17 protein-coding genes and 1 other RNA gene are annotated in these 24,681 nt (G+C 71.4%); 6 read left to right on the top strand and 12 right to left on the bottom strand.

Going from position 1 to position 24,681, the window contains the following annotated elements:
* Positions 1-3: 3 nt before the first annotated feature.
* Positions 4-849 carry a class I SAM-dependent methyltransferase gene (locus ACGHC0_RS13460; protein ID WP_415265839.1) on the bottom strand — a complete coding sequence of 282 codons (846 nt, stop codon included), beginning with the start codon at positions 847-849 and terminating at the stop codon, positions 4-6.
* Between ACGHC0_RS13460 and gloB the strand changes: the two genes are divergently transcribed.
* Positions 848-1,630, top strand: a complete 783-nt coding sequence (gene gloB / locus ACGHC0_RS13465) for a hydroxyacylglutathione hydrolase (protein ID WP_415265840.1) — start codon at positions 848-850, stop codon at positions 1,628-1,630. The genes ACGHC0_RS13460 and gloB overlap by 2 nt on opposite strands.
* 4 nt (positions 1,631-1,634) lie before the next feature.
* The gene (locus tag ACGHC0_RS13470; protein WP_368351487.1) at positions 1,635-3,176 is read left to right on the top strand and encodes a transglycosylase SLT domain-containing protein; all 1,542 of its coding nucleotides are present in this window, start codon (positions 1,635-1,637) and stop codon (positions 3,174-3,176) included.
* A gap of 33 nt (positions 3,177-3,209) precedes the next feature.
* Here the strand turns inward: ACGHC0_RS13470 and ACGHC0_RS13475 are convergent, their stop codons facing one another.
* The 6 genes from ACGHC0_RS13475 to dnaX all read right to left on the bottom strand — a co-directional run bounded on the left by ACGHC0_RS13475 (position 3,210) and on the right by dnaX (position 8,272).
* Complete coding sequence (locus tag ACGHC0_RS13475; RefSeq protein ID WP_011795745.1) at positions 3,210-3,362, bottom strand: DUF3096 domain-containing protein; 153 nt, start codon at positions 3,360-3,362, stop codon at positions 3,210-3,212.
* 165 nt (positions 3,363-3,527) lie between these two features.
* The gene (locus ACGHC0_RS13480) at positions 3,528-4,589 is read right to left on the bottom strand and encodes an ABC transporter substrate-binding protein (protein ID WP_368351488.1); all 1,062 of its coding nucleotides are present in this window, start codon (positions 4,587-4,589) and stop codon (positions 3,528-3,530) included.
* 158 nt (positions 4,590-4,747) lie between these two features.
* Positions 4,748-5,152: an MAPEG family protein gene (locus ACGHC0_RS13485; protein WP_368351489.1), complete on the bottom strand. Its 405-nt coding sequence runs from the start codon at positions 5,150-5,152 to the stop codon at positions 4,748-4,750.
* Positions 5,153-5,185: 33 nt separating this feature from the next.
* A complete protein-coding gene (recR, locus tag ACGHC0_RS13490) occupies positions 5,186-5,785 on the bottom strand; it encodes a recombination mediator RecR (RefSeq protein ID WP_013594970.1) in 600 nt (199 codons plus the stop codon).
* Positions 5,786-5,802: 17 nt separating this feature from the next.
* Positions 5,803-6,135 carry a YbaB/EbfC family nucleoid-associated protein gene (locus tag ACGHC0_RS13495; RefSeq protein ID WP_011795741.1) on the bottom strand — a complete coding sequence of 111 codons (333 nt, stop codon included), beginning with the start codon at positions 6,133-6,135 and terminating at the stop codon, positions 5,803-5,805.
* Positions 6,136-6,244: 109 nt separating this feature from the next.
* Positions 6,245-8,272 (bottom strand): DNA polymerase III subunit gamma/tau, encoded by a 2,028-nt coding sequence (gene dnaX, locus ACGHC0_RS13500; RefSeq protein ID WP_415265841.1) that lies wholly within the window; start codon positions 8,270-8,272, stop codon positions 6,245-6,247.
* Between the two features lie 118 nt (positions 8,273-8,390).
* On the opposite strand from dnaX, the gene ACGHC0_RS13505 reads away from it, so the two are divergent.
* Positions 8,391-10,016, top strand: a complete 1,626-nt coding sequence (locus ACGHC0_RS13505; RefSeq protein WP_415265842.1) for a methyl-accepting chemotaxis protein — start codon at positions 8,391-8,393, stop codon at positions 10,014-10,016.
* An RNA gene (ffs, locus tag ACGHC0_RS13510) (signal recognition particle sRNA small type) lies at positions 10,015-10,111 on the top strand. The genes ACGHC0_RS13505 and ffs overlap by 2 nt, the downstream gene beginning before the upstream one ends.
* A 1-nt stretch (position 10,112) precedes the next feature.
* Here the strand turns inward: ffs and ACGHC0_RS13515 are convergent.
* From ACGHC0_RS13515 to ACGHC0_RS13525, 3 genes are all read right to left on the bottom strand, one after another.
* Positions 10,113-11,498 carry a TIGR03862 family flavoprotein gene (locus ACGHC0_RS13515; protein WP_415265843.1) on the bottom strand — a complete coding sequence of 462 codons (1,386 nt, stop codon included), beginning with the start codon at positions 11,496-11,498 and terminating at the stop codon, positions 10,113-10,115.
* 71 nt (positions 11,499-11,569) lie between these two features.
* Positions 11,570-15,127, bottom strand: a complete 3,558-nt coding sequence (locus tag ACGHC0_RS13520; protein ID WP_415265844.1) for a UvrD-helicase domain-containing protein — start codon at positions 15,125-15,127, stop codon at positions 11,570-11,572.
* Positions 15,120-17,771: a PD-(D/E)XK nuclease family protein gene (locus tag ACGHC0_RS13525; RefSeq protein ID WP_415265845.1), complete on the bottom strand. Its 2,652-nt coding sequence runs from the start codon at positions 17,769-17,771 to the stop codon at positions 15,120-15,122. The genes ACGHC0_RS13520 and ACGHC0_RS13525 overlap by 8 nt, the downstream gene beginning before the upstream one ends.
* Before the next feature lie 116 nt (positions 17,772-17,887).
* Here ACGHC0_RS13525 and trxA point away from each other — a divergent pair, with 116 nt between their 5' ends.
* On the top strand, positions 17,888-18,220 hold the full coding sequence (gene trxA, locus ACGHC0_RS13530; RefSeq protein WP_013594976.1) for a thioredoxin TrxA: 333 nt from the start codon (positions 17,888-17,890) through the stop codon (positions 18,218-18,220).
* A 263-nt stretch (positions 18,221-18,483) separates the two neighbouring features.
* Positions 18,484-19,746, top strand: coding sequence for a transcription termination factor Rho (rho, locus tag ACGHC0_RS13535; protein WP_011795734.1), 1,263 nt, complete (start codon positions 18,484-18,486; stop codon positions 19,744-19,746).
* Positions 19,747-19,830: 84 nt separating this feature from the next.
* On the opposite strand, the gene ACGHC0_RS13540 is transcribed toward rho, so the two are convergent.
* Both ACGHC0_RS13540 and sbcD read right to left on the bottom strand, forming a co-directional pair.
* A complete protein-coding gene (locus ACGHC0_RS13540; RefSeq protein WP_415265846.1) occupies positions 19,831-23,325 on the bottom strand; it encodes an AAA family ATPase in 3,495 nt (1,164 codons plus the stop codon).
* Complete coding sequence (gene sbcD, locus ACGHC0_RS13545) at positions 23,322-24,542, bottom strand: exonuclease subunit SbcD (protein WP_415265847.1); 1,221 nt, start codon at positions 24,540-24,542, stop codon at positions 23,322-23,324. Before sbcD ends, ACGHC0_RS13540 begins: the two co-directional genes overlap by 4 nt.
* Positions 24,543-24,681: the final 139 nt, after the last annotated feature.

Raw genomic sequence — 24,681 nt, forward strand, 5'->3', positions numbered from 1 at the left:
TCTTCATCGGCCATCGCGCCGACGCGGCACGCCGCCCGGCCCAGGTCCGGCGCGCTGCGCCACGGGCATCGTGGCGGCACGCGCCTGCGGGGCCTGGCCGGTGCGCCAGGACGGCTCCAGCAGGCGCATGCCATGCACGCGCTTGACGGCCACCACCATGTAGGCGGCCCCGAGTATCGGCCACCAGCGCGCCCCCACGGCATCCAGCCACTCGTACCGGTCGAGCCAGCGCGCGCTGCGCACTGCGGGACGGTAGGCGCCGAAGCTGATGGTCTCGATCTCGAAGTTCAGCAGCCGCAGCCAGTCGCGCAGCCGCCAGTGCCCGATGAACTCGCCCACGTCGGGCAGGTAGAGCTGCCCCCCGGCCCCCAGGCGCTGGTACAGCCGCACGCGGCGCTGGCGCAGGCCCCAGAGGCTCACCGGATTGAGCCCGCTCACCACCAGCCGCCCTTCCGGCATCAGCACCCGGTGCACTTCGCGCAGCGCGGCATGCGGATCCACGCTGAGTTCCAGCGCGTGCGGCAGCAGCACCAGGTCGAGGCTGTTCTCGGGAAACGGCAGTGCCACCGGGTCGGCCAGCAGCGCCGCGCGCACGGGGCCGTCCGCCGGTCCGGGTTCGGACTCTGCCGGTGGCGGCCACAGCAGCGCCTCGGCGGCGCCGAGCGCCAGCCAGCGGTGCGGCATGCGGTTCGCGCGCAGCCCCTGCAGGCCGGGCATGCCGAGCTGCAGCGCATGGAAGCCGAACACGTCGGCCACCATCTCGTCGTAGCGCTCCTGCTCCCACGCCAGCAGGTAGCGGCCGGGCGGTGAGTCGAACCAATGGTGCAAACCTATAATTTCGTCGCTCATGAACTTGCTGCCGCTGCCCGCTTTCACCGACAACTACATCTGGATGCTGCACGACGGCCGCTCGGCCGCCGTGGTCGATCCAGGGGAGGCCGGCCCGGTGCTGCAGGCCCTGCAGCACCATGGCCTGGCACTGCAGGCGATTCTAGTCACGCACCACCACGGCGATCATGTCGGCGGCGTGGCGGCGCTGCGCGAGGCCACCGGCGCGCCGGTGTACGGCCCGGCGCGCGAGTCCATTCCCCAGCCGGCGCAGCCGCTGGCCGATGGCGACACGCTGCAGGTGCTGGGCCTGCGCCTGTCCGTGATCGACGTGCCCGGCCACACCGCGGGGCACATCGCCTACTATGCCGCGGACGCCGCAGGCGGCCCGCTGCTCTTCTGCGGCGACACGCTGTTCTCGGGCGGCTGCGGCCGGCTCTTCGAGGGCACGCCCGCCCAGATGCAGCATTCGCTCGACCGGCTCGGCGCGCTGCCGCCGCAGACGCGGGTGTGCTGCGCCCACGAATACACACTTTCGAACCTCGCTTTCGCGCGGGCCGTGGAACCCGGCAACGCGGCGCTGCTCCAGTACAGCCATGACTGCGAGGCACTCCGCGCCACGGGACAGCCCACCCTGCCCTCGCGGCTCGGCATGGAGCATGCCGTCAACCCCTTCCTGCGGACGCGGGAGCCCGGCGTGGCCCGTGCGGCGCAGGCCTTCGCACCGCGCACCGACACCGGCGACCCGGCCTCGGTGCTGGCGGCGCTGCGCCAGTGGAAAAACGAATTCCGACCGACCTGACCCCATGAAACTCCTGCACATCCTGGGCCTCGCGAGCGTGCTCTGGCTCACCGGCTGCGCGGCGCCCGGCACCCCCGGCAAGGACGCCCCGGCCACCCCCTCCAGCACGGGCGGCACCGCGGCCACCCCGCCCACGGCCGGCTCCCCTCCGCTGCGCCCCATCACCGCCGCGGACGCCAGCCACTTCGGCGTGACCTCGCTGGCCGCGCCCACCGACCTGTGGGACCGCATCCGCCGCGGCTTCGCCATGCCCGATCTCGACCAGGACCTGGTGCGCGACCGCGAGCTCTGGTATGCGACGCGTCCCGACTACATGCAGCGCATGACCGAGCGCTCCAGCAAGTACCTCTTCCACATCGTGGAGGAACTCGAACTGCGCGGCATGCCCACCGAACTGGCGCTGCTGCCCTATATCGAGAGCGCCTTCAATCCCATGGCCGTGTCCAGTGCCAAGGCGGTGGGCATGTGGCAGTTCATGCCCGCCACGGGCAGCGACTACCAGCTCAAGCAGAACGCCTTCCGCGACGACCGGCGCGACGTGCTCGCGTCCACCCGCGCGGCGCTGGACTACCTGCAGCGGCTCTACGGCATGTTCGGCGACTGGCACCTGGCCCTGGCCGCCTACAACTGGGGCGAAGGCAATGTGAGCCGCGCCATCGCCCGCAACCAGAAGATGGGCCTGGGCACCAGCTACACCGAGCTGAACATGCCGGCGGAAACCCGCATGTACGTGCCCAAGCTGCAGGCGGTGAAGAACATCGTCGCGCACCCCGAGCGGTTCAACACCGAGCTGCCGCTGATCGAGAACCACCCCTACTTCCAGACGGTGGACATCACCCGCGACATCGACGTCTCGCTGGTGGCCAGCTTGGCGGGCGTGCGCGAGCAGGACTTCCGCGAACTCAATCCTTCGCTGCACAAGCCCATCATCCTCGCGGCCGGCATGCCGCAGATCCTGCTGCCCTGGGACAACGCGCAGGTCTTCCGCAAGAACCTGGAGGCCTACACCGAGGGCCAGTACGCGAGCTGGACGGTCTGGAGCGTGCCGACCACGATGAGCGTGTCGGCGGCAGCACAGCGCGTCGGCATGAGCGAGGCCGACCTGCGCAACGTGAACAAGATCCCGCCGCGCATGCTCATCAAGGCCGGATCGGCCCTGATGGTGCCCCGCGGCAACGCGACGCAGGCGGACGTGCCCGGACAGCTGGCGGACAACGGCCAGGTCGCCTTCACCCCCGAGATCGTCACCCGCCGCACCACGGTGCGCGCCGGCAAGCGCGATTCGGTGGCCACGATCGCCCGGCGCTACAAGGTGACCACCGCGGACGTCGCGACCTGGAACGACGTGAAGTCCACGGCCTCCTTCAAGGCCGGCGAGGCGGTGGTGGTGTATCTGCCGGTGCGCATGACCTCCGGCGCCTCGGCCAGCAGCGGCAGCCGGAGCAGCCGGCAATCGGCCGCGCCGTCGAAGGGGAGCGCGAAGAAGGCATCGGCGCCCGCGCCCTCCCGCAAGGGCGGGACCCCGTCGCGCGTGAAGAAGCGCTGACGAAGTGCGCTGGCGGAGCGCCGCCCGCGCCCGTCAGATCCTCAGGTTGTGCATGCCCACCAGCCCGAGCACGCCGATGAGGATGAGGTAAAGCGCCACGATGAAGTTGAGCAGGCGCGGCATCACCAGGATGAGGATGCCGGCGATGAGCGCCACGAGCGGGCCGATGCTGAGGTTCAGTGTCATGGGAGAAGTTTCCTCGGGAAACAGGATGGAAGGCTGCATGCAGGCGTCCGCGGTGCGGCCGGCCGGTGCCCGGATGCCGATTGCCGGGCAGTGGCCGGAATCTAACGCCGAGCCGTGGCGCCGCGGTGTCGGACCATGGCGCCACTTGGAGCCCTGCCGGCGTTCTCAGGCGTTGAACTTCGCCTTGGCTTTGCGTGCGTATTCATTGGTGTAGGTGCGTCCCAGATCCACCTTCGAGGCAGCCCATTCCGGCCGCAGCCGGGCCAGCGCGCGCAGGGCCGTGGCGGGGCCGTCGTCGGGCATCATGCCGTCGGGCGAGAAGGTGTCGCGCACCTTGTGGAACGCCGCCATGTAGGCGCCGCGGTCGCCGAGCAGGTCGTCCTGCGGCACCACGCGCATGAGGTCCGTGGCACTGGCCGTCTGCAGCCACTTGAGCGCATGCACCATGGCATGCACGAGCGCCTGCGACACGGCGGCATGCTGCTGCACGAACGCCCGGGGCGCATACAGGCTGGACGCCGGCATGGTGCCGCCGAAGAGCTCCTGCGACGCCTTGAGGGTGCGCGTGTCGCACAGCAGCCGCACTTCACCGTGCTGCTCGAGCACGCTCACCACGGGGTCGGCATGGCACAGCGCATGGATGCGGCCCTGGCGCAACGCGGCCAGTGCACCACGGCCGGAGGCGCCCACGCCGACGAAGGAAATCCCCTCCAGCGATGCACCGTTCTGCGACAGCGCCAGCTGCGCCAGCATGTGCGTGGACGAGCCCGGCGCCGTCACGCCCACCCGCAGGCCCTTGAAGCTCTGCACGCTGCGCACGGGCCAGTTGCGCGCGGAAGCGGCGAACGCCAATTGCGGTGCCCGGCCCTGCAGCACTAGGGCGCAGTAGTCCTGCCCCTGCAATTGCCGGCGCAGCGTATGGTCGTAGCCCCCGCAGCAGACATCCGCCGCGCCCTGCTCCACGGCCTGCAGCGCGAGTGCCCCACCGGCGTAGTCCTGGATCGTCACGTCCAGTCCTTCGGCACGGAAGAAGCCCAGCTGCCACGCCACGGTGAGGGGCAGGTAGTACAGCAGGCCCGCCCCGCCCACGGCCACCCGCACCCGCCCCTGCGATGCCGCGCTGAATGGCGGTACCAGCGCGTGCGCGCCGGCACCTGCCAGGCCGGCCAGCGGCAGGGACAGGGCCATGGCGCCCAGGCGGCGGCGGCTGAAGGACGACGGGATCATGGAACGAGGCGTGATTTATGCTGCACTGCAGCAATCGTGCCCGAAAAGCCTCCCGCCGGCACCGGGGAAAATCCCTGTGAACCGCAAGGAAAAGCAGGGAACCGAAGCCGTACCGGCTTCGCCGCACGGCCATTGCCGCGCGGCGGGCTGCAGGCCCGTCAGCGGTAGCCGAGGAAAAAGATGGCCGCGTTGACCGCGAAGGCGCCCAGCCAGACGGCGCTGCGGATGGTGGGCATGTCGGAGACGTACATCAGCACGTAGAACATCCGCAGCATCACGAAGGCCAGCGCCAGCAGGTCCAGCAGGGTCTGCGCGGCACCCAGCTGGTGCGCGACGATCACCGCGCCGATGAAGAACGGCAGGCATTCGAAGGTATTGGACTGGGCTGCCAGCGCGCGGGCGCGCCAGTCGGTCTGCCGCGCTGCCCAGCCGCGCGGATCGCGGTTGTCCGCGGCCCTGAACCCGCCGCGCTTGGCCAGCATGGCACAGGCGACCGGCATGAGCGCCATCGCGAAAACGCACCAGTACGCCACGGTGAAGCGGGCGATGTGCAGGGAATTCATGTCGATCTTCCAGAAAGCCTGGCGCAGTACGGGCTACCGCCGGTCCACGAGGGCATGGGCGATGGTGCCCAGGTCCACGTATTCCAGCTCGCTGCCCACCGGCACGCCGCGCGCCAGGCGCGTCACGTGCATGCCGCGTGCCTTGAGCGTTTCGCTGAGGGCATGCGCGGTCGCCTCGCCCTCGGCCGTGAAATTGGTGGCGAGGATGACCTCCTGGACCACGCCGTCGCCCGCACGCTCCAGCAGCTTGCCGAAACCGATGTCCTTGGGGCCGATGCCGTCAAGCGGGGACAGCTTGCCCATCAGCACGAAGTACAGCCCGCGGAAGGCCCCGGTGCGCTCGAGCGCGGCCTGGTCCGCGGGGGTCTCCACCACCGCCAGCCGGGAGGCATCGCGCGACGGATCGAGGCAGGTCGAGCAGACCTCGCCCTCGGTGAAGGTATGGCAGCGCGCGCAGTGCCGCACCGATTGCGCGGCGTCGTGCAGCGCGCGCGACAGCACTTCCGCGCCCTGGCGGTCGTGCTGCAGCAGGTGGAACGCCATGCGCTGGGCCGACTTCACGCCCACGCCCGGCAGGCGCCGCAGCGCCTGCACGAGGGCATCGAGGGAATGCATGTCGGAGCCGGATGCCATGGCGCGCACGGTACCGGTCAGAACGGGAACTTCATGCCGGGCGGCATGCCGGGCATGCCGGCGGTCAGCTTGCCCATCTTCTCCTGCGAGGTTTCCTCGGCCTTGCGCACCGCGGCATTGAAGGCGGCGGCCACCAGGTCTTCCAGCATGTCCTTGTCGTCCGACAGCAGGCTCGGGTCGATGGTGACGCGCTTCACGTCGTGCTTGCAGGTCATCAGCACCTTGACGAGGCCGGCGCCGGATTCGCCCTCGACCTCGATCAGGGCGAGTTCGTCCTGGGCCTTCTTCAGGTTGTCCTGCATGGCCTGGGCCTGCTTCATGAGGCCGGCGAGTTGTCCTTTGTTGAACATGGGGTTCCTTTTCTCTGAGGGTCGAAGACGAAAGCGAAAAATCAGGCGGGTCCGGCGGGACGGTGCGCCAGGCCGGTACCCCGGACCGGGCGGTGCGTCATGCGGGCCTTCATGCGGGTTTGATGCTGCCAGGGACGATTCTCGCCCCGAAGTCCCGCACCAGCGCCTGCACATAGGGATCGTTTTCCACGATCTCCTGCGCGCGCCGCTGGCGCTCCGCGGCCGCATGGGCGTTGCGCCGCGCGGGGCTGTCGATGACCGCGCCCACCTCCACGCTGATCTGGCGGGCGAAGCCGGCCGCCTCCAGCGCGGCGCGCAGGCGCTCGCGGGCCGTGGGCTGGTTGAGGGACTCGCGCTCCACGCGCAGCAGCCAGTGGTCGGCGTCGCGGGCCACCAGCTGGGACTGCAGCGCGAGTTCGCGCACCAGGGCATTGATGGCCTCGGCCGCGACGAGCTGCATCACGGTGGCGTGCCAGACATCGCCCTCTTCCGTCGGCGTGTAGCGGGCCGAGGCCGGCAGGGCGCCGGGCGCGGCCGCCGGCTGCAGCCGCATGCCGGGCTCGGGCGCGACCCGCACGGGAATGGCCACGAAATCGGGGGGGCTGGCGGCAGGCGGCGCGGCCTCGGCAGGCCGGTGCGCCTGCAGGTCGGCCGGCGTCCTGACCGGCAGGCGCACGGCCGCCGCCACGGCGGCGTCGGGGGGCGACTCCTGCGCAGAAGCCGGTGCCTCCATGGTGGCGGTGGCCAGAGGTGGGGCATCGTCCGCCCAGGGGTCCTCGCCGGAGGGTGGCTCCTGCGGCGTGGGGGACGGCGGCACGGGCCCGGGCGGATGGGCTTCGGCAGGCCGGGCCTGCGCCTCGGGCAGTGCCGCGGCGGCGGGCTCCACAGGCAGGGGGGCCGCTCCGGGTGCCGGAACGGGAATGGAAGGTGCAGGTTCCGCGGCGGATGCCGTCTCCGGCTCAGGCGCCGGAGGCTGCGCCTGGGGCGGTTTCAGTGTTTTTTTTTCCGCCGGGGGCGTCCCGCCCTCCGCAGCAGGCTTGAAGGCCAGCAACCGCAGCAGCGCCATGGTGAGGGCCGCGTACTCGTCGGGCGCGAGGCCGAGCTCCGTGCGTCCGTGCAGGCAGATGCTGTAGAGCAGCTGCGTCTCGTCGGCGGGCAGCGTGCCGGCCAGCCGCGCGATTTCGGAGACCTCCGGATCGGCAGGGTCCACGGCGTCGGCCATCTGCGGCACGGCCTGGAACACCGCCATGCGCTGCAGCACGGCGCTCATTTCCTCGAGCGTGGAGGCGGCGGACAGCCCATGCATGCGCAGGGATTCGGAAGTCTCCACCACCGTGCGGCCGTCGCCGCGGGCCAGCGCGGCGATGAGGCGGAATACATAGCTGCGGTCCACGCTGCCCAGCATCTGCCGCACGCCGGCTTCCTGTAGCTGGCCGCTGCCGAAGGCGATGGCCTGGTCGGTGAGGGACAGCGCATCGCGCATGGAACCGCGCGCCGCGCGCGCCAGCAGCCGCAGCGCCTGCGGCTCCGCCGGCACGCTTTCCTGGGCGAGCACCCGGGTGAGGTGCTCCAGCACGGTTTCCGGCGCCATGGGCCGCAGGTTGAACTGCAGGCAGCGGCTGAGCACGGTGACCGGCACCTTCTGCGGGTCGGTCGTGGCCAGCACGAACTTCAGGTATTCGGGCGGCTCCTCCAGCGTCTTGAGCATCGCGTTGAACGCGGTGTTCGTGAGCATGTGGACCTCATCGATCATGAAGACCTTGAAGCGGCCCTGCACCGGCTTGTAAACGGCCTGTTCCAGCAGGCCCTGCACTTCGTCCACGCCGCGGTTGGAGGCGGCATCGAGCTCGGTGTAATCCACGAAACGGCCGGCATCGATGTCCCGGCACGCCTGGCACACGCCGCAGGGCGTGGCCGTGATGCCACCCTGCCCGTCCTCGCCCTGGCAGTTGAGCGACTTGGCCAGGATCCGCGACACCGTGGTCTTGCCCACCCCGCGCGTGCCGGTGAACAGGTACGCGTGGTGCAGGCGCTGCTGGATGAGTGCGTTCGAGAGCGCCTGCACCACATGTTCCTGCCCGACCATCTCCGAGAAGGTCTTGGGGCGGTATTTGCGGGCGAGCACGAGATAGGACATCCGCGGGATTCTACGGGGGTCGCCGGCCCCTGCAGGGCGCGCCGCGCCGCTAACATTTCGTGACAAGGGGCCGCCGGGCATTTCCGCATCGGCCACCCGTACCTGAAAAGAGGCCATCATGGACAGAAACACGCCTTGGCTCGCCCGCATGGGCATCGCACGCCGCCTGGGCCTGCTGATCGGCTTCGCCCTGCTGGGTATCGCGCTGATCACCGCCGTACTGCTGGCCTCCGAGCGGAAACTCATCATGGAGGAACGCCAGGCCGGCGTGCGGCAGACGGTGGAAGTCGCCCACAGCCTCGTCGCCCGCTACCACGCCCTCGCCGCGGAGGGCAAGGTCAGCGATGCCCAGGCCCGGCAGATGGCCATGGACGCCCTGCGCGCCATGCGCTACAGCGGCAGCGAGTACCTGTGGATCAACGACATGGGGCCGGTCATGCTCATGCACCCCATCCGCCCCGAGCTGGAAGGCAAAAACCTGGCGGACAACAAGGATCCGACCGGCAAGCACCTGTTCGTGGCTTTCGTGGACATGGTCCGGCAAAGCGGCGCGGGCTTCGTCCCCTACCTGTGGCCCAAGCCCGGCGCCACCGAGCCGGTGCCGAAAATCTCGTACGTCAAGGGCTTCGCCCCCTGGGGCTGGGTGATCGGCTCCGGCGTGTACGTGGACACGGTGGCCTCCACGGTGAATGCGCGCATCCTGCGCTTCGGCCTGGGCGCGCTGGTGCTGGCCGGACTGCTGCTGGCGCTGGGCCTGCTGATCGCGCGCAGCCTGGTGCGCGAACTCGGCGGCGAGCCCGGCGAAGCCCTGCGCATCAGCGAGGCCATCGCGCAGGGCCACCTCGCCCAGCCGATCGCCCTCAAGCCGGGCGACCAGTCCAGCGTGCTGCACGGACTGGAGCGCATGCGCCAGAGCATTGCCCACATCGTGGCCGAGGTGCGGTCCGGCACCCAGTCGATCAACACCGCATCGGCCGAGATCGCGGCCGGCAACAACGACCTGTCCGCCCGCACCGAGCAGCAGGCCGGGGCCCTGCAACAGACGGCCGCCTCGATGGAACAGCTCACCAGCACCGTGCGCCAGAACGCCGACAACGCCCGCCACGCGGCGCAGCTGGCGGGCTCCACGTCCGAGGTGGCGCAGCGCGGAGGCGCGATGGTGGGGCAGATGGTCAGCACCATGGGCGCGGTGACCGATTCCTCCCGGCGCATCGTGGACATCATCGGCGTGATCGACGGCATCGCATTCCAGACCAACATCCTGGCGCTGAACGCCGCCGTGGAAGCGGCCCGGGCCGGCGAGCAGGGCCGCGGCTTCGCGGTGGTCGCCAGCGAGGTGCGCAGCCTGGCCCAGCGCTCGGCCTCGGCCGCGAAGGAGATCAAGCAGCTGATCGACACGTCGGTGCAGCAGGTGGGCGAAAGCTCCCGCCTGGTGAACCAGGCCGGCACGACCATGGGCGAGGTGGTGGAGAGCGTGCAGCAGGTGGCGCGCCTGATCCAGGAGATCGCCTCCGCCAACCAGGAGCAGGCCGCCGGCATCGACCAGGTGAACCAGGCCGTGGCCCACATGGACCAGGCCACCCAGCAGAATGCCGCGCTGGTGGAAGAGGCCACCGCCGCGGCCCAGTCCCTGACCACCCAGGCCTCGCGGCTGGAGCAATTGGTGGGCGTTTTCCGGATCACGGCCACCGCGGACGGGAATTTGCCCGGAGGCGTTGCCGGCATTGGGTACAATCCGACGTGACGGGCCTCCCCGCATGGGGAAGCGGCCAACCGGGTCAGGTGGGGAACCAAGCAGCCCTAACCGTGGAGCCAGTGCCGGGGGTAAGGCTCGTCAACTTCATTTCTCTTCCTGCAGCCATTGCAGAACGCCCTGCCCCGCCACCGCGCCGGTGGCCATGCAGGCGGTGAGCAGGTAGCCACCCGTCGGGGCTTCCCAGTCCAGCATCTCTCCCGCGCAGAACACGCCCGGCCAGGCCGCGAGCATGCCGTGCGCGTCCATCGCCTCGAATGCGACACCCCCGGCCGTGCTGATGGCCTCGTCCAGCGGCCGACAGGCCACCACGGTCACCGGCACGGCCTTGATGGCGTGCGCGAGCGCCCGGGCATCCTGCATGCCTTCCTTGCCCAGCTGTTCATACAGCACCGCGGCCTTGATGCCGTCGAGCCCGAGGCGGCTTTTGAGGTGGCTGCTCAGGCTGCGCGAGCCGCGCGGATGCCGCACTTCCTTCTCCACGCGCTCGGGCGTGTGGTCCGGCAGCAGGTCCAGGTGGAAGGTGGCATGCCCATGGGCGGCGATCTCGTCGCGCAGCAGGGCGGATGCCGCATACACGAGGCTGCCCTCCACGCCGGACGCGGTGGCCACGAACTCGCCGCGGCGGTGGAAAGACCGCCCCCGGCTGTCCGTGAAATGCAGGGCCACCGACTTGAACGGCTGGCCGGCGAAGCGCTCGGCGAAGTGCGGCGTCCATCCCACCGGCGGAGCACCGCGCCCCAGGAGCGCCTGCAGGAAGTCGCGCCGGCTGGCGTCGGCCGGCGCGCCGGGGCCCAGGACATCGAAGCCGCAGTTCGCCGGCCGCAGCGGCGCCACCGCCACGCCCCGGGCCTCCAGCCACGGTACCCAGGCCCCGTCGGAGCCCAGGCGCTGCCAGCTCGCGCCACCCAGTGCCAGCACGGCAGCGCGCGCCTGCACCTGCACCTCGCCCGCCGGGGCCGCGAAGCGCAGCGCGACCGGCCCTGGCGTGTCGTCGCCGCCAGCGGCGGCCTCCGGGGCGACCTCGGAGCCGAGCCAGCGGTGCCGCATGTGGAACTGCACGCCCATGCCGCGCAGCCGGTGCAGCCAGGCCCGCAGCAGCGGCGCGGCCTTCATGTCCACCGGGAAGACGCGGCCGGAGGTGCCGACGAAGGTTTCCACGCCCAGCCCCCGCGCCCACTCGCGCAGAGCGTCGGGACCGAAGGCACGCAGGCCGGCATCCAGGGTGCCGGACCGATCACCATAGCGCTCCAGGAACGGGTCGAACGGTTCGGAGTGCGTGAGGTTGAGCCCGCCCTTGCCCGCCAGCAGGAACTTGCGCCCCACCGAGGGCATCGCGTCGAACACATGCACCGACAGGCCGCGCGCGGCCATCACCTCGGCCGCCATCAGGCCCGACGGCCCGCCGCCGACCACGGCCACATCACAGGTCGGAAGGCCGGAGGCCGGCAGGGAAGATGAAGAAGACGACATGGCAGTGCGAACGGTGGCGTGGGGTGGAGGAAGGAACCGGGCGGGCCGGGCACGCTGCCCGGATCCATGGATCAATCGAACAGCGAGCCCTGCACGGGCTGCGGCCCCGATGGAGGGGCCGCGGCGGCTGCGGGCGATGGGCCGGCCGCCGGGGTGGGCGATGGTAAGGGCGGAACGGGCGCCGGCACGCCCCGGGCGGAAGAGTCCACCTCCACCATGCGGCCATCACCGGTCAGGAAGGCCGCGCGCACGGGCTCTACGGGGAACTGGCCCTGCACGGCCTCGCGGTAGCGCCGCATCTGCTCCACCAGTTCCGCCTGCCGCTCGGGATTCGCCGCGCTCTTGTAGTCCAGCACCCACCATTCTCCGCCGCGGCCGGTGGAGCGCCGCACGAGCCGGTCGATGCGCAGGGTCTGCCCGCGGTGGACGATGGGGGCCTCGTCCATGGCCAGTTCGATTTCGGCGCTGTTCCAGGCCCAGGCGCCCTCGCCCTGCAGGATGCGGGCCGCCATCACGGCGGCGTGCTCGGCCAGTTCGGCAGGCAGCTCGAAATCCCGCGCCAGCTGCAGCAGGCGCGCGCGTGGCCAGCCGGCAGAGCCCCCTGCGGCACTGCCGGGCAGCGCGCCCGCCAGCCCCGCCTGCTCCAGCAGCTGGTGCATGGCCTCGCCCTGCCTGGACACCGGCGTGGAGGGCGCACGGCGCTCCCGGGGAAGTCCGGCAACCGCCGCTTCGGCCTGTGCACCGGCCTGTGTACCGGCCTGTATGTCGGCCGCGGGCGGCAGCCCCATCGGCAGCGGCACGGCGTCCTGCCACCCGGGCAGTTCCGGCAATTGCGCGTCCATCGTGGCGCTCGGCCCGTCCTCCATGCCGCCCATCGGGCCGGATAGGTCCTGCGGCACGTCGGCCGCCAGGGGCGCGACCCGGTTCCACCAGCTGCCCGGCGCGGATTGCGACACACGCACGCACGACAGCGCCAGGCAGTGGCGCGCGCGCGTCATGGCCACGTACAGGGTATTGATCTCCTCGCGCTGGCGCTCCGCCAGTTCGGCGGCCAGCGCATCGGCGGCGCTCGGCGGGGGCGATGCCTCGCTCGCCAGGAACACGAAGCGGCGCGGGGCCGGCAGTTCGCCAGGCCAATCCACCAGCACGCCCATGGTCTCTGCCTTCTGGGCGCGGCCATCGGTGTCCAGCAGCAGCACGGCGTCCGCCTCCAGCCCCTTCGCCCCGTGGATGGTCAGCAGGCGCACGGCATCGGCGTCCACGCGGCCCGGCGCCCGCTGTCCCGGCCGCTTCAGGGCGCGCACGAAGGCATAGGGCGTCAGGTAGCGGCCGCCGTCCTGCTGCAGCGCCGCCGACAGCAGCGCGCGCAGGTTCGCCAGCACGCCGGCCCGCAGCGGCGCGGGGGACGCGGCCGCATACCGGGCCAGCACGTCGCGGTGCCGGTAGATCGCGTCCAGCGCGTCGTGGGGCGGCCATTGCTCCACCCAGTGGCGGTAGAGCCGCAAATCGTGCGACAGCCCGGGCATCTCTGCGTCCAGCAGGGCCCGGTCCGCCAGCAGCTCCATCCATCCCGGCACGCCGCTTTCCTGCGGTCCGCGCTCCGCGTCCCTGCGGGCCACCGCCACGCGCACCAGCAGGGCGTCGTCCACGCCGAACAAGGGGGAGCGCAGGGCACGGGCGAGGGACAAGTCGTGCCCCGGAGAGACCAGCACATCCAGCAGGGCCACCACGTCCTGCACTTCCGGGGCTTCGCACAATTCCACCTTTTCGGGCTGCACGCACGGCAGGTGCAGGTCGCGCAGGGCATCCTGCAGGGCCGACAGGCGGTCGCGCTTGCGCGCCAGCACCATGATCTGCCGCGCCGGCACGCCGGCCGCGATCCGGTCGGCCACCCAGCGGGCGGCCTGCTGGCACTCGCGCATGCGCAGCGTCTCCTCCGCTTCATGGCGGGGCTGGACCAGGCTGTCGCGCCAGGCCAGCGGATCGGGCCGCGCATCCGGCGCCCCGTCCCCATTCTCGTCCTCGTCCGCGGCGTTTTCGATGGGCGGCAGGCGCAGCAGCACGCCCACATCGCGCGATTCGGTCGTATGGTCGCGGAAGCCCGCATAGTCGCCCTGGGCCTGCGCGGCACCCATGACGGCATTGACCGCGGCGATCACTTCCGGGGTATTGCGGCGCGTGTGGTCGCAGGCCAGCAGGTCGCCGCCCAGGCCCTGGCGCACGAAGGCCTGCGCCGCGCGGAACACCTGGGGCTCGGCGCGGCGAAAACGGTAAATGCTCTGCTTGGGGTCGCCCACGATGAACACGCTGGGGGGATGCTGCCCGCCTCCGGTGCCGACATAGCCGGCGAGCCAGGCATGCAGCGCCTGCCATTGCAGCGGGTTGGTGTCCTGGAATTCGTCGATGAGCAGATGGCGCACCCGCGCATCCAGGCGCTCCTGCACCCAGCCGCTGAGCACGGGGTCGGACAGCATCACCAGCGCGGTGCGCTCCACGTCGTTCATGTCCACCCAGCCCCGGTCGCGCTTGAGCGCGCCGAAAGCCGCCACCAGCGCGCGGGTCAGCCGCGCCATGCGCCGCTGGTGCAGCCAGGCCTCGTGCTGGCGCCGCGCCAGGCACAGCGCCTGCAGCTCCCGCTCCGCCTCCTGCGCGGCGGCGAATTTCTCGAGATGGCGGGTGAGCCGGTCCTCCCTGGCGACGAAGAGCGCGCTCCGCAGCGCCTCCAGCCGTTCCTGCAGGTCCGCGGTGTCGCAGAACGCCGTGACGATGGCGTCCGCAGCTTTCTGCGGTGTCTTGCCGGATTCCGCCCCCAGCGCCGCGGCCCAGGCCAGCCAGCGTGCACGGCAATCCTCCGCCGCGAGCGCCTGCGCGGGGTGGTCCAGGTCCGCCCACTGCGGCGACTGCGCATGGAACGGCGGGACCGACGCATCGACCACGCCGCCCTCTTCCGCCAGTTCGAACTCCACGCGCTTGGCCAGAGCCGACTCCAGCGCCTTGCGGGTCTGGGAGCGGCCGTGCAGGGCGACGGACTCGGCGAAATCCGCCCCCAGGCCGGCATCGGCCGCCACCTGCTGCAGGAACAGCGGCCACACCCGGCGCACGGCCTCGGCATCGTCCTCCAGCAGCTCGAAATGCAGCGGCAGCCCGCGCGACTGCAGCACGGCCAGCGGCGCGGTACCGAGCAGCGCGGCGAACCAGCTGTGGAAGGTGCGGATCTGCACCGGCCGGCCCGCACCCAAGACCTGCAGGAACAGGCCTTGCAGGCGCGCACAGGCGTCGTCCGTGGCCTGCTCCGCCGGGATGCCCCGGGCCTGCAGTTCCCCCCGCAGCGCCGGCAGCGGCGTGCGGGAGAAAGCCTCCAGCCATTCCAGCAGGCGCTGCCGCATCTCGCCCGCGGCCTTCTTGGTGAACGTGATCGCCAGGATCTCGTGCGGCTCGCAGCCTTCCAGCAGCGCGCGCAGGATGCGGGACACCAGCATCCACGTCTTGCCCGCGCCCGCGCAGGCCTCCACCGCCACGCTGCGGGCGGGGTCGCAGGCTATGGCGTAGAAAGCCTCCCGCTCCACGGGCCGGCCGTTGTGTTCATAGGCAGCCTGCACGGATTGCCCCAGGGCGTCGGACCTATTCACTCCAGAAATCCTTGCGGCACAGGCCGCGGGCGGCGCAGTAGTCGCACACCGCCCCCTCGCCGAGCGCGGGCAGCGGAGCACCGTCCGCGATGCGGGCGAAGTCGTGCAGCAGGCCCTCGACCAGCTGGTCGCGCAGCGCCACGACATCTTCCTGCTCGAAGCCGCGGGTCTCGCCCCGCTCGCCGACGTTCACGTAGAGCGCGCGCAGGGTGTCGTCGCCCAGCAGCGCGGCATAGAAGGCCAGTTGCGTGTCCTCGGTACCGGCGGCGATGCGGCGCCGGGTCGCGGATTCGCCTTCGGTCTTGTAGTCGATCACCATCACCGTGGGCGGATCGCCAGGTGTCTGGCCGCGCACCGCGTCCACGCGGTCCAGGGTACCGATCAGTTCGAGGGGCCCGAGCGGCTGCACACAGCGCCGCTCCGCCTCGCGGAAACGTGCGCCCCCCACCTCGTGCCCCGCCAGCCAGCGCAGGTAGCCTTCGCGCAGGGCCGGCCAGCCGGCCGAGAACGGCAGGAACTCCCCCGCCGACAGCCGCTGGGCACGGGTCGTGGCCTCGGCCGCGGCATCCAGCAACTGGCGGCGCGTGGCGGCGTCCTCCACCGGCGCATCGCGCAGGCCCTCGTGGAAGCGCTGCAGCACGGCGTGCAGCCAGTTGCCGAAGTCGCGCTTGTCCACCTCCGCGCCCAGTTCGTCCGACTCCTGCAGGCCCAGCAGGCGCAGGGCAAAAAAACGGTAAGGACAGTGCCGCAGGTCCGCATAGGCCGACGAAGACACCCGCGCCAGGGGCAACGCATCGCCGCGCGGCAGCGGGCGGGGCACCGGCGACGGCGCCACGGCACGCAGCTCGCGCGGGTCGGTTCCCGCACGGCGCCCCCCTTCCGCCTGCAGGGCCAGCACCAGCGGACTGGCCAGCAGCGGCTCGCCCCCCTCGTCGCCGATGCGCCACAGCACGTCCACGTGGCCGACCGACAGCGCGTGTGCCCAGGCGGCGCGCTGCGCGGACTCCAGGTCCTGGCGCGTGGGCAGTCCCATTTCCCTGCGCTGCTCCTTCGTCCAGGCACCGGGAGGCTCCGGTGCAGCCTGCAGGCGCTTCTCGTCGCATCCGGCAGCGACCAGGGCCGCGAAGGGCCGCGCCAGCATCTGCGGCAGGGGCACCACCACGGCGTCCGGGGCCCCGTCGCCACCGAATTCGGGGCGGAAGCGTCCCGCCTCCAGCACCTCGTCCGCCCAATGCACGAACTCGGCCAGCGCCATCGGCCGGCCGGAGGCATCCAGCCCGCGCCACTCGCCTTCCTGGGCCAGGTCGAGCCGCAGTTCCGCCAGCACGCGCAGCCCCGCCGCATCCTCCTGCAGCCGTTCCCACTGGCCCGTGGCCTGCAGCAGCGCCCGCAGCGCAGCGAGCCAGCCCGGCAGATCGCGCGGAGCCTGCATCGCAGCGCGCCAGGCCTCCGTGCGCCGCACCAGCGTACGCCAGCCCTCCGCGGCATCGCGACCTGGCGCGTCCGGGCCCTCCGCATCGGTCATGTCCTGCACCGGCCCCGCCGCCAGCCCGACGCCGCGCACGGCCGCCGGCCAGTCGCCCATGCCCGTGCGCCGCAGCCAGCGCTCGACCAGCCGCAGCGCCTCGGCGTCGGCGGCGGGAACATGCTTGAGCCAGTCGAGCACCGCATCGCCGGAGGCATGCGCCATGCAGGCACGCAGGGCCGCCATCACCTGCGCCCCCGCCCGGGTGGTGGACAGGGTCCAGCCGTTCTCGTCGTGCACCCCCACGCCCCGCCCCGCGAGCAGCGCACTGATGCGCCGCGTCAGCGCCCGGTCGATGGCCGCCAGGGCCACCGGCGTGCGGCCTTCGGCCACGTGCCGCAGCACGCACGCGGCCGCCCTCTGGGCCTCGTCCTCCGCGTCCGCCGCGGCATGCAGCGCCACGTTGCCAGCGGCAGCCGATGCATGAGCCACAGCCGTGCCGCCCGCTCCGGGGGCGGGACACAACGGCAGCACGCAGGCGCGATCCGCCCCCCAGAGGGCACACAGTGCATGCGCCAGGGGATCGGGCTGGAACCCGTCCAGCACCACCAGCACCGGTGCGGACGAGCGCACGCGCGGTTCGAACAGCACGTCGGTGGCCTGGCGCGTGGCCAGGGCCCATTCCAGTGCGATGCGGGCGACCGCCGCTTCGTAGCGCAGTGCCGCGCCATCGGCCGCTGGGGGCAGCAGGGGCCGCACCCTGCCGGCCCAGGCCTCGCGGCCCGCGGGAGGCACCGCCGCAACCGCCGGCGCCAGCTGGCAGGCGGCGTCGAGCAGCGGCCCCGCCAGCACGTCGCGCTGCCCGCCCAGTCCCGCACGGTCCAGCAGGGAGCGGGCGGTGAGCGTGTCCCGCGCCGTATCCCGCGCCAGATCGTCGCCCTCGGGCACGAAAGGCGCCAGGCGCGCGGCCCAGTTGCGGGTGGTCTCGAAGCGCGGCGCGAAACCGTCCGGGAAGGCCCTCGCCCAGCGGCGCTGGGCTTCCCCCATGAGCTGGGCATAGGGCACGAGCACCACCGCAGCGCCCGCAGGCTGCCCGGTGCCGCGCACGAAGCTGTCCAGACGGCCGAGCAGCGCCTCCCAGGCATCGTCCCGCGATTCGGTTTTCGCTATGACTGTCATAGCGCCTGAGTCGCTATCCACCACATCGAGCAGGGAATGTCTTTCTGTCACAATCCCAGGACTGTATCCGCACCTTTCCCCACAATCCATTTCTTCGCCTCCACAAGGAACGCGCCATGGCCAGCGAACTGATCAAACACATCTCCGACGCCAGCTTCGAAGCCGACGTGCTGCAACCCGGCACCACGGTACTGGTGGACTACTGGGCCGAATGGTGCGGCCCGTGCAAGATGATCGCCCCCATCCTCGACGAAGTCGCCGATTCCTACCAGGGCAAGCTCACCGTCGCCAAGATGAACGTGGACGAGAACCGTGAAGTGCCCGCCAAGTTCGGCATCCGCGGCATCCCCACGCTCATGCTGTTCAAGGACGGCCAGCTCGCCGCCACGAAGGTCGGCGCGATGAGCAAGGCGCAGCTGACGTCCTTCATCGACCAGCAGCTCGCCTGAGCCGCTTTTCGGCCCCCCGGTGCGCCAGGCCTGCATGCCGCTTGCGCACCGGCCCTCCCCCTTCCGGCAGGCACTCGCCGGCACCCGCGCAGAGACCCTGATGAGCGGGCGTCTTTTCCTGTCATAATCCGCATCGATCACCGGGCCAGCCCAGCAACGGCCCCCGTCGCAGATCCCCCAGACCCGCCTGGACGCCATGAGCAGTCCCCACGGCTTGCGGTCTCCCCCTGAATTCCTATTTACTCCGTTCCGGAGTCACCCCCATGCATCTAAACGAACTCAAGGCACTGCACGTGTCCGAAGTGCTGAAGCAGGCCGAAGAGCTGGAGATCGAGAACACCGGGCGCATGCGCAAGCAGGAGCTGATGTTCGCGATCATCAAGAAGCGCGCGAAGGCGGGCGAGCAGGTCTTCGCCGACGGCGTGCTGGAAATCCTGCCCGACGGCTTCGGCTTCCTGCGCAGCCCGGACACGAGCTACACCGCGAGCACGGACGACATCTACATCTCCCCCAGCCAGGTGCGCCGCTTCAACCTGCACACGGGCGACATGATCGAGGGCGAGGTCCGCACGCCGAAGGACGGCGAGCGCTACTTCGCGCTGACCAAGCTCGACGCCGTGAACGGCGGCCCGCCGGAGCAGAACAAGCACAAGGTCATGTTCGAGAACCTGACCCCGCTGTTCCCCAAGGAGCAGATGAAGCTCGAGCGCGACATGAAGGGCGACGAGAACATCACGGGCCGGATCATCGACATCATCGCTCCCATCGGCCGCGGCCAGCGCGCGCTGATCGTCGCGCCGCCCAAGAGCGGCAAGACGATGATGATGCAGCACATCGCCCACGCCATCACGGCCAACAACCCCGACGTGCACCTCATGGTGCTGCTGGTGGACGAGCGCCCTGAGGAAGTGACCGAGATGCAGCGCACGGTCAAGGGCGAGATCATCGCCTCCACCTTCGACGAGCCGGCCGCCCGCCACGTGCACGTGGCCGAGATGGTGATCGAGCGTGCCAAGCGCCTCGTGGAACTGAAGAAGGACGTGGTGATCCTGCTGGACTCCATCACCCGCCTCGCCCGCGCCTACAACAACGTCGTGCCCTCTTCCGGCAAGGTGCTGTCCGGCGGTGTGGATTCCAATGCGCTGCAGCGTCCCAAGCGCTTCTTCGGCGCCGCGCGCAAGGTGGAAGAAGGCGGCTCGCTCACCATCATCGCCACGGCCCTGGTGGACACCGGCAGCCGCATGGACGAAGTGATCTTCGAAGAATTCAAGGGCACCGGCAACAGCGAAATCCACCTGAACCGCCGCCTCTACGAGAAGCGCGTGTTCCCGGCGATCGAGCTCAACAAGAGCGGCACGCGCCGCGAAGAGCTGCTGCTGCCCCCGGAAATCCTGCAGAAGACGCGCATCCTGCGCCAGTTCCTCTACAACATGGACGAGATCGAAAGCATGGAGCTGATGATCAAGAACATGAAGGCCACCAAGACCAACGTCGATTTCTTCGACATGATGCGCCGCGGCGGCTGATCCGCGCCACGCGCTCCTGCGAAGGGCCTCGGGGCCCCGCCACGGCAACGCGGCGGGGCCCTTTCGTATTCCGGCATGCCGGCGTCAGGTGCCGCCGGCCACGGCGAAGCGCCGCTCCAGCGCGCTGTAGCCCAGGCCCACGCCCTTGCGCACGCGGATCTGCACGGGTATGCGCTCCTTCACGGCTTCCACGTGGCTGATGATGCCGATGGTCTTGCCGCCGGACTGCAGGCTGTCCAGCGCATCCAGCGCGACTTCGAGCGTGTCGCCGTCGAGGGTGCCGAAACCTTCGTCGAGGAAGAGCGAGTCGATGCGCGTCTTGTGGCTCACGAGATCGGACAACGCCAGAGCCAGTGCCAGGCTCGCCAGGAAGCTCTCGCCGCCGGACAGGGTGCGCGTGTCGCGGGCCACATCGGCCTGCCAGGTATCGATCACCTCCAGCTCCAGGTCGCCGCCCGCGCGCCGCGCCAGCAGGTAGCGCCCATGCAGCCGCTGCAGCCGGAGGTTGGCCAGGTGCACCAGGTGGTCCAGCGTGAGGCCCTGGGCGAACTTGCGGTACTTGGCCCCGTCGGCGGACCCGATCAGCCCATTGAGGTGCTGCCAGGACTCGGCCTCGGACTCCTGCGCCGCGATCTCCGCCAGCAGGGCCTGCAGGCCTTCCCGGCGCAAGCCATCCTCGTGCAGCTGGCCGGCGATCGCCCCCTGGCGCTGCGCTGCCGCCAGGCCCTGCGACTCCCAGGCCGCCAGTTCCTCGTCCACCTCCGGCAGGCCGCGCTGCGATGGCGCAGTGGCCAGCAGACGCTCCAGCGCCTGCCCGGCCTCGGTGTGCAGCGCCTGGGCAGCCACCCATGCCTGCCGGGTACGGTCCACGGACTCCTGCAGCGCCTGCCGCTCGGCGGGCTCCATCCGGGCGTCCAGGAAAGCCTGCGCATCCGCGAACGGGCTGGCCGCCAGCGCGGCCTCCCAGGCAGCGGCCCGCTGGCGGACCTGCCCGGCCGCTTCGGCCTCGGCCCGCTGTAGTTCGCGCTCGGTGCCACCCAGCGATGCCAGGGTGTCCTCGCAGGAACGCACCGACTGCGCCGCCTGCTGCAGCCAGCCTTCCAGCCGTGCCACGTCCCGGACAGCGCCGGCATCGATGGCACCGTCCCCGGCTTCCCCGTCGCCAGGCCGCGCAGGCGATGCCGGCAGCGCGGCCAGCCGCTCCGCCCACTGCCGCGCCACCGCCGCGGCGTTTTCGGCGGCATCGTGGCGCAGGGGCAGTTGTGCCTGCAGTTCCTGCCGTCGCCGGCAGGCCGCATCCCAGGCCTGCACATCGCGGCCGCGTTCGCGCAGCCAGGGTTCGGGATCCTGCGGCAGGGTGTATCCCTGTCCGGCCAGATCGCGCTCCAGGTTCTGCCGCCCCGATTGCAGCGCGGCAGTCTGGCGCTCCAGGGCCTCGTCCAGGGCCTGCAATTCGCGGCCCGCCACCTGCACATCCTTCTCCGCCAGCGCAAGGGCCTGTTCCGCCGTGGCGGCCTCCCGCTCGGCCTGCTGCACGCTCCGTCGCGCCGCCTCGGCCCTGTCCCGCGCCGCGCCCAACGCAGCCACCTGCGTGCGCGCCTGCTCCAGGAGTCCGGCATGCCGGCGCTGCGCCGCATCCAGTGCAGCCCCATCGAGCTGGTCGGCAGGCCATGCCAGCACCGCGCACCGCGCCGCCCATTGCGCCTGCCATTCGTCCTGGGCGCGCCCGTCCTCGGCCTCGTCCTCGCCAGCCCGGGTCTCCTGCGCGCGCAATGCCGCCAGCTCGGTCTCTGCCGTCCGGCACTCGTGGTCCAGTGCCTCCAGGGCCCGCCTGGCGTCCTCCAGGCGGGTTTGCGTCACGGAGACATCCAGGGCTTCGTAGGCACCGATGGCGGGATGCTCCCCGGAGCCGCAGAGCGGGCAGGCCTCGCCCGGGCGCAACTGCCGGCGGTGGGACTCCAGCGACTGGATGCGCCGCTCCTGCTCCAGCAGGCGCTCCAGGTCGCGCAGGCCCTGCTGCAGTTCCCGCCGCCGGCCGTCCAGCCCGCGCAATGCCGTCTCCAGCGCGCTCATCCGGGCCTGTCGGTCCGCCCCCGCCTTCACGCGACGGCTCCGCTGCGCCGACAGTGCCTCCCTGCGGGCCAGGAGATTCCGGGCGTCTGTCCAGGCATGGCCTTCTTCCACGAGGCGCAGGGTTTCCTGCTGCCAGTGGGCCTCGTCATGGCCGGCCAGCTGCCGGAGGTATTCGCCCTCCGCCTGCTCCAGGGCCTCGCGGGCACCCGCGAGGGCTGCCTGGGCCTGCAGGCGCGCCTCGGCGGCGGCCTGCTGCCGCTGCCGCTCCTGCGCGCGGCGGATGGTCTGGCCCTCGCGCTGCCCCTCCAGGCGGTGGATGTCTTCCTGCAGCCCGGCCAGCGCCTGGAACCGTGCGCTCCACTCGCCCAGCCGCGCCGCGAGCGCCGCATGCCGCGGATCATCGATGCCTTCCGCCTCCAGCCCGGCCAGCGCGTCACGGTCCGCCTGCCACCCGGCATGCCGCAGGGCCGACACCTGCCGCGCCAGGGCCTCGGCCCGGCGCAGCACCGCCGCATGCCGGGCCCGGGCCTGCTGCGCCTGCATCCCGGTCTCCTGCAGGCGGGAAGTTACCGTCCGCTCGTCCTGCACCGCGGCCAGCCAGGCCGCGTGCAGGGGTTCGAGCCGCATCGCGGGCTCCGCGCGCAGCAGGCGCTGTACATCGGCGTCCCGTGCGGCCCAGGCCGCGCCCGCATCGCGCACCTGCCGGTCCGCATCGGCCACGCGTTCCCGCGCACGCTCCACGGCCACCAGCGCGTCGCGCTCTCCCTGGGTGGCCGCACGCCGATCGCGCAAAACCCGCAACTGCTCTTCCAGCGCCTCGGACTCCTGCGCCAGCGCGTCGCGTTCCGCGGTGTCCAGCAACGCCACGCCGCCCGCCCTGGCACGCGCCGCCTCCAGTGCCGACCGGGCGTCCCGCGCGCATTCATGAACGCGCTGCGAGATCTTTCCGTAGATGTCCGTGCCCGTCAGTTCCTCCAGCAGTTCGGCGCGCTTGCCGGCCGGCGCCTCCAGGAAGGCGGCGAAGCCCCCCTGGGCAAGCAACATCGACTTGGTGAAGCGCCCGAAGTCGAGTCCGGTCAGGGTCTCGACCTGCTGCAGCTTTTCCTGCACCTTGTGCGTCAGCGGCCGCGCGGCACCGTCGGCCGACAGCACCTGCGCCAGCTCCACCTGCGGAGGCTGCAGCGCGCCACCGGGCTTGTCGCGCGCCCGCCGCTGGCTCCAGAACGCGCGGTAGCGGCTGCCACGCACCTCGAACTCCACCTCCGCGAGGCAGTCCGCGGTATGCCGCGTCATGAGTTCGTTGCCGCCCTGGGACACGCCGCCGATGCGCGGCGTCTGGTGGTAGAGCGCCAGGCAGATCGCATCCAGCAGCGTGGTCTTGCCCGCGCCCGTCGGCCCGGTGATCGCGAACAGCCCACCCTCGGAGAAAGGAGGCGCCGTGAAGTCGATGCGCCACTCGCCCTTGAGGGAGTTGAGGTTCTTCAGGCGCAGTGCCAGGATCTTCATGCGGCGCCCTCCTCCCGCAGCCCGGACAGTACCCGGCCGTGCAGCGCCGCCAGCCGCTCCCGGAGCGCTTCGTCGATCGATTCCGCCCCCAGCCGGCGCTGGAACACCTCGGCGGGATCGAGCTCATCCAGGGTTTCGCGGGCCACCGGGGCCCATGCAGGGACCGCTCCCGCCCGTGCCCGGCGTACGCGCAGCACCTCCACCGGCAGGCCTTCGGCCATCGCGGCGATGCGCGCCTGCAGGCTGGCGAGGTAATCGTCCCCCACCACCTCCACGTCGAGCCAGACGGGACTCTCGGCCGTGCCCGCCCCTGCAGCCTGCCCCAGCGCGGCAGCCAGCTCCTGCAGGTTGCCCCGCAGGGATGCCATGGGCTGGAAGCACGGCACCGGCAGCGCGGTGACCGCCTGCAGGCCCGCCAGGTCGAAATCGACCTGCAGCACTTCCTTGCGCTGGCCCGCCTCGTCGAATCCCAGCGCGATGGGCGAGCCGCAATAGCGGATGTGCTCCTGGCCACCGACCTTCATCGGCTGGTGGATGTGCCCCAGCGCGATGTAGTCGGCCGGCGGGAAGGCGTCCGTCGGAAAGGCCTCCAGCGTGCCCACGTAGATCTCCCGCACGGCCTCGCCGCCCGAGGCGCCCACGGTTGCCAGGTGCCCGGTGGCCACGATCGGCAGGCCGCCCAGGGATTCGCTGCGCTCGCGCGCCAGGTCGAAAAGGGCGTGGTAGTGGCCGCGGATGGCCTCCTGCAGGGCCTGCCGCTTGTCCAGGGCGCTCTCGCCGGGCAGGCTCAGCAGCAGCTCCCGGGCCCTCAGGTAGGGTACGGCGCAGAGCACCGCGCCCGGCCCGCCCGTGCGCTTGTGCAGCACCAGGACCTGCTCGTCCGGGCTGTCGGCCGCGCACGGAACCACCCGCGTGCCGAGCTGCGCGAGCAGCGCGCGGCTTTCGCCCAGCACCGCGACCGAATCGTGGTTGCCGCCCAGCACCACCAGCGCGCACCCCGCTTCCCGCAGGGCCAGCACGGCGTGATGGTAGAGTTCGCGCGCATGGCTAGGCGGGGCGGCGGTGTCGAACACGTCCCCGGCGACCAGCACGGCATCCGCTTGGCAGCCGGCCGCCCGCCCGGCCAGCCAGTCGATGAACGCACGGTGCTCGGCCTGGCGGCTCTTGCCCATGAAATGCTGGCCCAGGTGCCAGTCGGAAGTGTGCAGCAGACGCAAGATGGAGGGGTTCCCATGGAAGGCCCCGTGCCCGGGGCTGGCGCTTCATTGCGCGGTTATGCGATAATGGTAGGCTTTTTCGAAGCGGAAAGTGCGTCGCAATGGGTGCGGCGTGGCTACCGCAGCAGCCCCCCAGAAA

This window comes from Acidovorax sacchari (genome assembly GCF_042847045.1).
In the GTDB taxonomy this organism is placed as follows: Bacteria; Pseudomonadota; Gammaproteobacteria; order Burkholderiales; family Burkholderiaceae_C; genus Paracidovorax; species Paracidovorax sacchari.